The 7398-nt window shown below is 42.1% G+C and carries 9 protein-coding genes and 3 pseudogenes; 5 read left to right on the top strand and 7 right to left on the bottom strand.

Annotation, left to right across the window (positions count from 1 at the left end):
• The 3 genes and pseudogenes from IM485_RS14815 to IM485_RS14825 all read right to left on the bottom strand — a co-directional run.
• Positions 1 to 321, bottom strand: a pseudogene (locus IM485_RS14815) (flagellar assembly protein H); the annotation flags it as partial.
• A gap of 176 nt (positions 322 to 497) precedes the next feature.
• Positions 498 to 692: a DUF2949 domain-containing protein gene (locus IM485_RS14820; protein WP_002732568.1), complete on the bottom strand. Its 195-nt coding sequence runs from the start codon at positions 690 to 692 to the stop codon at positions 498 to 500.
• A 362-nt stretch (positions 693 to 1054) separates the two neighbouring features.
• Entirely contained in the window at positions 1055 to 1576 is a 522-nt protein-coding gene (locus IM485_RS14825; RefSeq protein ID WP_104397359.1) for a DUF192 domain-containing protein, read from the bottom strand.
• Positions 1577 to 1859: 283 nt separating this feature from the next.
• On the opposite strand from IM485_RS14825, the gene petM reads away from it, so the two are divergent.
• The 3 genes from petM to thyD all read left to right on the top strand — a co-directional run bounded on the left by petM (position 1860) and on the right by thyD (position 3489).
• Complete coding sequence (petM, locus tag IM485_RS14830; protein ID WP_002731506.1) at positions 1860 to 1973, top strand: cytochrome b6-f complex subunit PetM; 114 nt, start codon at positions 1860 to 1862, stop codon at positions 1971 to 1973.
• Positions 1974 to 2077: 104 nt separating this feature from the next.
• A complete protein-coding gene (gene psb28 / locus IM485_RS14835; RefSeq protein WP_002757021.1) occupies positions 2078 to 2437 on the top strand; it encodes a photosystem II reaction center protein Psb28 in 360 nt (119 codons plus the stop codon).
• A 128-nt stretch (positions 2438 to 2565) separates the two neighbouring features.
• The gene (gene thyD / locus IM485_RS14840) at positions 2566 to 3489 is read left to right on the top strand and encodes a thylakoid membrane protein ThyD (RefSeq protein ID WP_104397360.1); all 924 of its coding nucleotides are present in this window, start codon (positions 2566 to 2568) and stop codon (positions 3487 to 3489) included.
• A 35-nt stretch (positions 3490 to 3524) separates the two neighbouring features.
• Here thyD and IM485_RS14845 read toward each other — a convergent pair whose 3' ends face one another.
• The 4 genes and pseudogenes from IM485_RS14845 to upp all read right to left on the bottom strand — a co-directional run bounded on the left by IM485_RS14845 (position 3525) and on the right by upp (position 6225).
• Positions 3525 to 4250 (bottom strand): GUN4 domain-containing protein, encoded by a 726-nt coding sequence (locus tag IM485_RS14845; protein ID WP_194013391.1) that lies wholly within the window; start codon positions 4248 to 4250, stop codon positions 3525 to 3527.
• Between the two features lie 337 nt (positions 4251 to 4587).
• Positions 4588 to 5208: pseudogene (locus IM485_RS14850) on the bottom strand (Uma2 family endonuclease); the annotation flags it as partial.
• A 61-nt stretch (positions 5209 to 5269) separates the two neighbouring features.
• Positions 5270 to 5557, bottom strand: coding sequence for a ssl2009 family thylakoid membrane protein (locus IM485_RS14855; protein WP_104397362.1), 288 nt, complete (start codon positions 5555 to 5557; stop codon positions 5270 to 5272).
• Positions 5558 to 5571: 14 nt separating this feature from the next.
• On the bottom strand, positions 5572 to 6225 hold the full coding sequence (gene upp, locus IM485_RS14860) for a uracil phosphoribosyltransferase (RefSeq protein WP_104397363.1): 654 nt from the start codon (positions 6223 to 6225) through the stop codon (positions 5572 to 5574).
• Positions 6226 to 6730: 505 nt separating this feature from the next.
• On the opposite strand from upp, the pseudogene IM485_RS14865 reads away from it, so the two are divergent.
• Positions 6731 to 6794 (top strand): annotated as a pseudogene (locus IM485_RS14865) (transposase DNA-binding-containing protein); the annotation flags it as partial.
• 70 nt (positions 6795 to 6864) lie between these two features.
• The gene (locus IM485_RS14870) at positions 6865 to 7059 is read left to right on the top strand and encodes an aspartate aminotransferase (protein ID WP_104397364.1); all 195 of its coding nucleotides are present in this window, start codon (positions 6865 to 6867) and stop codon (positions 7057 to 7059) included.
• Positions 7060 to 7398: the final 339 nt, after the last annotated feature.

Here is a 7398-nt window from a genome sequence, read left to right on the forward strand (position 1 = left end):
ACGAGGAGAATTGTCTTCATTGTAACTCTGATTTTCCCGTTTAGCTTGTCTTTGCAGTTCGGCTAAAATCGCCAAAAGTTTTGCTAAACAATTACGAATCTCGCTACGGTTGGGAGGATTGCGATAGGGTTCAATTAAGACAGTATTAAGGACAATTCTGCCCAATAATCCCAGATAATCGGGGTTGGGTTCGGGATTGGGGGAAAAAAATAAATCTATCTGTCGGGTTTCATCGCTGACTTCTTTGCTGATTTCGACGGTTCCTAGGGGAGAAAGTAATTGTTCAAGGTAATTTTTGGCAAATTGGTCATGGGGTTTCATGGACTGAGCAGTTAATCGATAATTCTCAATTGTATAGTTATTAAAAAAGTGGGTTTAAATAACCCACTTCTCAGGTGATGATTAGTAGTTTTTGGAATCTGAATTTTCAAATTGTGCCAGAAACTATGAACAGCCATGGCAATTATTCTCCTTGTCAATAGTGAGAAATTGTAAGATTAGACTACCTCTTCGAGAAAATCATAAATTTTGTCTAATTGTTCTAAGGTCACTAAACCGTACTGCCAGAGAATCATCGGTAAATGAATTTTATCAGATTGGATCGAGCGCTCGGCCATAGCGATCGATTCTTGGGGGAGGGACAATTCCTCTTGTAGAAATTGTCGGAATTGGGAATAGGCAATCGTGGACATAGGGGGACTTTTTCCTCAATAGTATATCTAGTAATTTCAATAAAACACGACCTGATCGGTTTCAAGGACAGTTAGTCCTGCGACCGTTTTTCTGTATCTAAGCTATCTAGATGATAGAGTGTGCTTTCCTAAAAATCGCTGGCTCTCTTAAGATATTCCCGTTAGATCGAGCAGAATTTTGTCTCTGTTTAATTTATACCAAGGGTGAAGATTATTCAATCTATTATTTAATAGACTATAAAAATCTTAATCGATATGGTTATATCTTAAACAGTATAAATGCGTAATAGCTTCTAAAAGCCATACTTATACTTCCAGACAAGGGACACTTTTTATAAGAAAGTTAACACCATTTTCAAAAATTAAGGTCTTGAGATAAACTCAATCTTAATTTTATCTCCTTCTTTCACTCCTAATTCTTTCGCTCGACCCCCAGCTAGTTCGATGACTTGATTAACCATGGTGTTTGGCCCATAGACAGGACAAGGATCCACAGCACAAGGAGGGACATTGAGCAAAACTGCTTTTACTATACCATCTTTTAGAAAAATCATGTCTAGAGGAATCGAGACATTTTTCATCCAAAACCGGGCTATCAGAGGTTGTGCAAAGGGAAATAGCATACCGTGATTCTTCTCCAAAGACAAGCGATACATTAAACCCTTGGCCTGTTGTTCGGGGGTTTGAGCAACTTCTAACTCAATCATCTCACCATTAATATCTGCTTTGGCGGTGATCGGTAATATTTGCCCTTGATTCTCAGCCGTAATCTGAGCCATCGAACTATTATTACCATTGAGATTAGTCGATTGACAACTCAGCAGCAACAAACCTAAAAATAGTATTAACTTGATCTTGAGCATAAATGATTTTTTACCAGTCATCACCAATAGTTATCAATACTTAATTTTCTCAGTATAAGTAGAGAATTAAGCAGATAAGACACTAACACAAAGTGGCGACGGCAAATATAAAGATAGTATTAAAAATATCTAGTATGGGGGTGAGCATCCTTCCTTGAGGATTGTTAGAACGTATATACTAGGAAAGTTCTCAAATTTATTGGCCGATTTTCCCCCTCAATTTTGCCCCAGTCTGGCTGCAGTCGATCGCCTTCGTAGGTTAAAATACCATTTATCGATTATTGTAGGCTCAGGAGCAATCACCATGACCGCAGAAAGTATGTTATTTAATGGGCCGATCGTGGCGATCGTTCTCGTCCTCGTCGGATTAGCTTGGGGTTTTCTCCTCCTCAAAATCCAAGGTGGAGAAGCGGAATAGCCTGTTTTTCGGTTCATGGTTACTTTATTAGTAATCATGAACTATTTTTTCTGATCAAAAGTAATTAAGAGAAAATCAATAACTCAAATCTTATACCCACACCTATGACCACTCCCACGATCGAGTTTTTTGTCGGTTTATCAGAAGAATTAAGCGGTGTTAGTCTCCGCAAAAATAAAAGTACCGGGATTCGCAATGTCCTGATGACTTTTAAAACCCTGAAAGCGATCGAACGTTTCCAAAGTTTCACCACCCGCACCTACGGTGATCTCCGTCTCACGGATGAGGAAGGAGTGATTATAGTTATTCCCAACTCGACTAAGTTTATTTTTGGAGGAGATGAAGGAGATGAAATTCAACGGGTAGAATGTGGTTTTGAAATCACCGATGAACACTGGGAGCGTTTTCTGCGCTTTATGAATCGTTACGCAGCAGCCAACGGTATGGGGTATCAGGATAAGTGAGAAGTGGGGTGTGGGGTGTAGGGTGTGGGGAGAATAAATAAAAATAATCTCCTGACTCCTGACTCCTGACTCCTGAATACTAATAGTTAAAAACCAGCTAAAATAAGCATAAATTTAGTCAAGAAACCATGAAAATAGCGATTACTGGGGCGACGGGATTTGTGGGTAGTCGATTGGTGGTCAAACTCCATGATCGCGGCGATTACATCCTAATTTTGACGCGCAATCCCGATAAAGCCCGAAGAATGTACCCACAGTCAATCTATCCTAAGATAGATATTATTCCCTATATCGCCACAGAATCGGGGGATTGGCAAAAAGAGATTTCCGGATGTGACGCGGTGATTAATCTAGCGGGAGAACCGATTTCGGAACGCTGGACCAGTGAAGCAAAACAGGCAATCGTCGCTAGTCGGCAAATCGGCACCGAGAAAATTGTCGAAGCGATCGCCTTGGCCGCCCAGAAACCGAAAGTTTTAATTAACTCCTCGGCGATCGGTTACTATGGAACCAGTGAAACCGCTAGTTTTGACGAAAACAGCCCTCCCGGTGGCGATTTTCTGGCGGATGTCTGTAAAAAGTGGGAAACAGCCGCCCAAAAAGTGAAAGATTACGGCACTCGTTTAGTCATTCTTCGCACGGGTATTGTTTTAGGCAATGGGGGTGCTTTAGGGAAAATGATCCCACCCTTCAAACTTTTTGCTGGCGGTCCGATTGGCAGCGGTCGTCAGTGGTTTTCTTGGATTCATCGGGATGATTTAATTAATTTAATTATCTATTGTCTTGATCGCCCAGAAATTAACGGTACTTTCAACGCTACTGCACCCAATCCCGTCCGGATGAAAGAATTCTGTCAGATATTAGGGGAAGTAATGAAGCGTCCTTCTTGGTTGCCAGTGCCAGATTTTGCCCTCGAAATTCTCTTGGGAGAAGGGGCAAAAATTGTCTTAGAAGGTCAAGAAGTGCTGCCAAAAGCCACCCAAGCGATCGGTTTTGACTATCGTTATCCTAATCTAGAAGCGGCCTTAGAGGAAATTGTCCCGAAAATGTAGAAATCTGATAGACTAGCGGGCCGAATGCTCTCAATCTATTTTTCACTCCAGACGGGATGGGAGAATAAAGAGGCAGCCACTCTCACCCCGCGCAGTTGATTTAACAGGGGTAAATGACCCACGGGAGCGCTTAAATCCCAGATAAATTCTTGGGGGTATTTTGTCCAATTATTGCCATTTTTCCAGCCAATTTTCGGCCAGAGTTTCGGGAAATCTTGACCGACACCGAGCCATAATTTGCGCTGCACCGACCAACCGAATTTTCCTTCCGAATGAACTAACCAAAGATTATCAATAGTCTGAATATCTACACCGGGGAAAGCTTCCACTTCCGTAAAATAGACCCATTTCCTCTGTATTGCTCCTTCTCCTGCTAATTCACAGAGTTTTTGACGGGTGAGACTATCGGCAGTTTGAAAATCCTGTTTAGCCAATAATTCCTGTAAAAGTCGATAATCGATACCCTTAGCACTGTCTAGGGGAACAACACCCGTGGGAAAATAATTAGCTAAAAATTCCTTGCTCTGAGTGCTATTATCTTGATAGAGCAATTGATAAGCCTTACCTGTCACCAGATTAACAGGAGTGGGCTGCTTGGCCAACAAAAAATCTCTCAACACAGTTAGGCCACCTTCTCCGGCCCCGGCTAATTGTGTCAGAATCTGTAATTGGTTTTTCGGCGACTCGGTGGCTAATTGACTCATCTTACGGGTAATATCCTCGCTCTGTTCTTCTACTAACACGCCATTCTGGTCAGTCATATCATCACTTTTAAGACCACTCCTTCAATACTATTACCACTTTTTCGGGGTCGCTGCTCGATTTTTTCCTGAAAAAAAGGGATTTTTAGCGGGTGGTTGATCGTACAGTGAATAACCAGTTCAAACCATAACGGTACAAATGTGATCCCAAATTGTCATTCTAACCCGCGTTGGGTAACACGCGGGTTATGGAAGAAAAGAACCGATCAACCTGAGACTCAATCTCAAAATAGACAGACAAGGCAGCTCTACTCTGAGCGGTAATCTCAAAACAACTCCGAGAGCGAACAGGATAAGAACTCATACACCGAATCAACCCCCGATACTCTCAATCATATGCCGTTAGATAGCGATTTCCTGACTGGTTATACCAGTATAACCATTCCCGATACCAAGCAATATGTTCTCCTTTTTCGTAACCTAGCGCCAAGCCAATTTCAGGCAGCTAAACTCGATTATTCTCACTCTCTAGAAGTTCATATTTCCCTGAGACTAATTTATATACTTCTAATCTTTGTCTGTTTTTAAATCTTCCTCTTCTGCCACTGAAAGGATTGTATATTACATAATACAAAATTCCCAAGCTTTGGTAATTTAAGAATTTTTCCTGATATTCACTATTATATTTTTCAGAAATTACCTCTAAAAACAAAATAGGCAAGATATACTTTTCTGCCTACAAAACATAGCTTAACCGACCTCTTTCTCCCGTATCATGGTTGACTCCAAGGGCTAAGAAACCATCGGGGACAAAAGCCGGTTCCTCTGGATTATAACAGACAGCCATATCTACCCCAAAATACCAATCATCTCGATGGTTCCAAATTAAGGCTAATAAACTTAGCAGTGGGTTGGGAATATCGTTTTGCAACTGATTGTCCACTGGATTTTCGTCGGAAGAAGGCAATTCTTCGGCACTGGGAAGAGGTCGATTTTTGTCATAGATTAGGTTAACCATAGCGCCGGTAAGCACAGAGTTTATCCAACAAGGTTTTTAAATTTATTCAGTCAGCCCTATTTTAATGATCGCTGCCGTTTTCCTGTACCGATCCTAACTGTTGACGCACATCATCGATCGCTAGATTTAACTGGGCAATTTTATCTTCTAAACTGCGGCGGGCCATTTCCATACCTTCCTCTGGAGTCAAGCGCCCATTGCGGATCTCCTCCAAAAAAGACTGATTGTCAGCAGCTGCTAAACCGCGACGGCTGCGATTAGCCAACACTGTCCCCAAAACACCGCCCACTAAACCACCGACAATCGCACCGGCTAAAAAACCGCCCGCAAACCCATCTCGCTGACTCATAATCCGTTTTTCTCCTAATAGGTTCCAAAAGCTCGATCGCCGGCATCGCCCAACCCCGGCACGATGTAACCGCGGCTATTTAGTCCTTCATCGATAATAGCCGTATAGATGTTCAAGCTGGGATAATTCTGACTCAATTTCTGTAAAGCCGGCGGGGCAGCCACCACGGAAATCACGCGAATTAGGGCAGGATCAACGCCTCTGGCAGTAATTTCTGCCATTGCCGTTGAAATTGATCCCCCCGTGGCTAACATCGGTTCAAGAATTAACACTCTCGTGGCTGGATCAAAACTAGCCGGTAATTTATTTAAATAACAACTCGCCTCCAGGGTTTCCTCGTTTCTGGCTAAACCGAGATGATAGGTACTAGCTAGGGGTAAAAGACTTTGCGCCCCTTCCAACAGGGCTAATCCTGCGCGTAAAATCGGGACTACGGCCATCGGTACGCTAGGATCGATAAAAGTAGCGGGACATTCCGCTAGAGGGGTTTTAACGCTAGTTTCCAGCGTCGGCAACCATTGCCGGGCTGCTTCGTAGGTTAACCAGCGCCCTAGTTCCGTCATCGCTGTTTTAAACAGTACCGAGGGGGTATTTTGATCGCGGGCGATCGCCAGCCAATGCTTAACCAGAGGATGTTCGGGAACATAGACGCGCAGTTGTAAAACCATGAAAACACTAGAACTCGATCGAGGGCTAAACTTTATCTTAAGCCAAAAAGCCATCAGCCTGGAATTAGTTATCAGTTTCTGAAGGCAAGGGGCGACAGGCACTCGTGCAAAAGAAAGAATCTGGCAATTCTCCTACCTAAAAAGAAGGGTAAAAACTAAGTAGGTAGGTATTGAAAACTTTCAGATCCCCCCTATCCATTAGTGATACTAAATCCGTTGAGTATAGGATACTTATGAGGACAGGCAAAAGGCAAGGGGCAAAAGAGATAATATAGCAAAGAGCGGGGTGGTTAGGACAATCAATCGCTGAAACCCTTGACCGATAAGAGTTTGAAAATTGAAAGCGTCCTAACTAACTCGTTCTATGCCATAGATAATCAGTTTTTAATAACTGGATTTAGTATCAGATCTTTGTTAACAAAAAGAGAAGAGACTTAAAAAAAAGGGAAAACGATTGATAGGTATAGTTTTGAAATAAGGAGTCAAGGTGAAGGTAAGCAAAAAAATGGAGAAATGGGCAGCCCAAGAATTACAGTATGCAGACCTAGGGGACACCAGAAGAAAGAGGCTCTTCGTTACTTGGTATGATTCGATAAGGGGGTATAAATCGACTAAATCCTTAGAAAGGAGATAGAAGCAATGTTTAGTTTAAGTGATTTAAAACAAACTAAAGTGTATCAGGAAGCTTTAGAGGAAGGTAGAGAGGAAGGCGAATTAGCGGCAAAATTAGCCTCTATTCCTCGTTTATTGGCATTAGAATTAAACTTTGAACAGATAGCACAAGCTTTAGAATTAGAGATCGAACAGGTTAGACAAGCAACTCAAAGGGAATAGGAAAAGTTCAAAGCGATCGCACTAAGATTAGATAGCGTATCATGCTAAGTAGTCGTGCAAAATTAATTTCCTAGTCGAGACGGAAGACGGGAGACGAGAGACGGGATACAGCTATTAGGGATCGGATTTGAGTTTTCAGTTCACTGTTTACTGATCACAGCAGAAGTCTGACGGAGTGGTGGCTTAGATGTGTAATTACTGAACTTCCCCCATACATATATACCATAATAGCCGAAACCCTTATCCATCAATGGATATACCCCTTAACTTTTCTTAATGTACCCATGTAATTTGTAAAATTTCTTAATGGACAAGAATTCTCTCCATTTGCTAAAATAG

It is taken from the genome of Microcystis sp. M169S2 (assembly GCF_020245865.1).
GTDB lineage: Bacteria > Cyanobacteriota > Cyanobacteriia > Cyanobacteriales > Microcystaceae > Microcystis > Microcystis ichthyoblabe_A.

What these genes read in the sequence shown, in the direction of transcription:
- upp (WP_104397363.1), bottom strand. Translation starts at nt 6,225, where the DNA reads ATGGTTTTACAACTGCGCGTCTATGTTCCCGAACATCCTCTGGTTAAG.
- IM485_RS14870 (WP_104397364.1), top strand. Translation starts at nt 6,865, where the DNA reads ATGTTTAGTTTAAGTGATTTAAAACAAACTAAAGTGTATCAGGAAGCT.
- thyD (WP_104397360.1), top strand. Translation starts at nt 2,566, where the DNA reads ATGAAAATAGCGATTACTGGGGCGACGGGATTTGTGGGTAGTCGATTG.
- psb28 (WP_002757021.1), top strand. Translation starts at nt 2,078, where the DNA reads ATGACCACTCCCACGATCGAGTTTTTTGTCGGTTTATCAGAAGAATTA.
- IM485_RS14845 (WP_194013391.1), bottom strand. Translation starts at nt 4,250, where the DNA reads ATGACTGACCAGAATGGCGTGTTAGTAGAAGAACAGAGCGAGGATATT.
- petM (WP_002731506.1), top strand. Translation starts at nt 1,860, where the DNA reads ATGACCGCAGAAAGTATGTTATTTAATGGGCCGATCGTGGCGATCGTT.
- IM485_RS14825 (WP_104397359.1), bottom strand. Translation starts at nt 1,576, where the DNA reads ATGACTGGTAAAAAATCATTTATGCTCAAGATCAAGTTAATACTATTT.
- IM485_RS14855 (WP_104397362.1), bottom strand. Translation starts at nt 5,557, where the DNA reads ATGAGTCAGCGAGATGGGTTTGCGGGCGGTTTTTTAGCCGGTGCGATT.
- IM485_RS14820 (WP_002732568.1), bottom strand. Translation starts at nt 692, where the DNA reads ATGTCCACGATTGCCTATTCCCAATTCCGACAATTTCTACAAGAGGAA.